General features: G+C 64.2%; 3 protein-coding genes. 2 read left to right on the forward strand and 1 reads right to left on the reverse strand.

The annotated features are described in order from the left end of the window. Both AKL29_RS34605 and rnhA read left to right on the forward strand, forming a co-directional pair. Positions 1–623, forward strand: a 623-nt coding sequence (locus tag AKL29_RS34605) for a phosphotransferase (protein ID WP_244482584.1), incomplete at its 5' end; no start/stop codon positions are given. After that, positions 620–1,072: a ribonuclease HI gene (gene rnhA / locus AKL29_RS34610; protein WP_028334767.1), complete on the forward strand. Its 453-nt coding sequence runs from the start codon at positions 620–622 to the stop codon at positions 1,070–1,072. The genes AKL29_RS34605 and rnhA, both read left to right, overlap by 4 nt. A gap of 266 nt (positions 1,073–1,338) precedes the next feature. On the opposite strand, the gene AKL29_RS34615 is transcribed toward rnhA, so the two are convergent. Further along, positions 1,339–1,824 carry a peroxiredoxin gene (locus AKL29_RS34615; RefSeq protein ID WP_018269652.1) on the reverse strand — a complete coding sequence of 162 codons (486 nt, stop codon included), beginning with the start codon at positions 1,822–1,824 and terminating at the stop codon, positions 1,339–1,341. Positions 1,825–1,952: the final 128 nt, after the last annotated feature.

Raw genomic sequence — 1,952 nt, forward strand, 5'->3', positions numbered from 1 at the left:
GCGTCGGCGAGGCGCTGGCCAAAATGCACGTTGCCGGCCGCGATTTTCCGCTGGTCCGCAACAACCCGCTGTCGGTCGCCGGCTGGCGGCCGCTGTTCGATCTCGCCGCCGCACGGGCCGACAGCGTGCAGCCGGGCTTGCACGATTTCATCGCGCGCGAGCTCGATCATCTCGAAGCCGCCTGGCCGACCGATCTGCCGGTCGGCGTCATCCATGCCGACCTGTTTCCCGACAACGTCTTTTTTCTGGGCGACAGGCTCTCGGGCCTGATCGATTTCCCGTTCGCCTGCAACGACATCCTGGCCTACGACGTCGCGATCTGCCTCAACGCCTGGTGCTTCGAGCCGGATCATTCCTTCAACGTCACCAAGGCGCGCGCATTGCTCAACGCCTACGGCCGCGAGCGCCCGCTGTCGGCGGCGGAAGAGGCCGCGCTGCCGCTGCTCGCGCGCGGTGCCGCGATGCGCTTCCTGCTGACGCGCCTGGTCGATTTCCTCAACGTGCCCGAAGGCGCGCTGGTGCAGCCGAAGGACCCGCTGGAATATGTCCGCAAGCTGCGCTTCCAGCAGAGCGTCGCTGCTATCAACGACTACGGCATCACGCCGGCCGGGTGCGCGGCGTGAGCGAAAAGCCGCATGTGACTGTTTTCACCGATGGTGCCTGCTCCGGAAATCCGGGGCCGGGCGGCTGGGGCGCGATCCTCAGATTCGGCGACGTCGAGAAGGAATTGAAGGGCGGCGAGGCGCACACCACCAACAACCGCATGGAGCTGATGGCGGCGATCTCGGCGCTGGAAGCGCTGAAGAAGCCCTGTGTGGTCGATCTCACCACCGACAGCCAGTATGTCCGCCAGGGCATCACCGGCTGGATCCATGGCTGGAAGCGCAACGGCTGGCGCACCGCCGACAAGAAGCCGGTCAAGAACGTCGAGCTGTGGCAGCGTCTCGATGCCGCGCTGAAGCCGCATGAGGTGCGCTGGCACTGGATCAAGGGCCACGCCGGCCATGCCGAGAACGAACGCGCCGATTTCCTGGCGCGCGAAGGCGTGGCGATGGCGAGGTTGAAGAGTTAGGCGCGCCGCTTGTTGGCTGGGTAGGATGGGTAGAGCGAAGCGAAACCCATCATCTCAACGCACGGTACGAAGGCAATGGGTTTCGCTGCGCTCTACCCATCCTACGAAGCCGCGATCCGCGGCCATCGCCATGCCCATAACTGTCATCGCCCGCGAAAGCGGGCGATCCAGTATTCCAGAGGCAGTGGTGATTGAAACGAGAGGCCGCGGCGTACCGTCGTCGCCCGGTCGAGCCGGGCGACGACAGCAAAGTATGCGGCGAAAACTCAGAGTTGACCGAGCAGCGTGTCGCCGCCGGAGACCTCGACCTTGCCCGGGGCGGGCTCGAGGTTGAGCTTCTTCACCACGCCGTCCTCGACCAGCATCGAGTAGCGCTTGGAGCGGATGCCGAGGCCGTTGCCGGAGGCGTCGAGCTCCATGCCGATCGCCTTGGCGAAGTCGGCATTGCCGTCGGCGAGGAAGACGGCTTCGTCGCGCTGGTCGGTGTCGCGCTTCCACGCGTTCATCACGAAGGCGTCGTTGACCGAGACGATCGCGATGGTATCGACGCCCTTGTTCTTCATGGCATAGGCGTTGAGGAAGATGCTCGGCAGATGCATCTTGTGGCAGGTGCCGGTGTAGGCGCCGGGCACCGCGAACAGGGCGACCTTCTTGCCCTTGAAAATATCGTCGGTGGTTTTGACCTGCGGACCCTCGGCGGTCATCACGCGAAACTTGGCTTCCGGCAGCTTGTCGCCAACATTGATCGTCATCGTTGTTCTCCCTCGGTGAAGCGGAACTGTCTTAAACCCGGCGATTGGACGGCACAATACGGCCTGCTGCGAGAACGGCAATGCCGGAGGTGAGAGCATTTTCGAGCGAAGCGGATACCGGTTCGCGT

The sequence above is a fragment of the Bradyrhizobium pachyrhizi genome, assembly GCF_001189245.1.
GTDB lineage: Bacteria > Pseudomonadota > Alphaproteobacteria > Rhizobiales > Xanthobacteraceae > Bradyrhizobium > Bradyrhizobium pachyrhizi.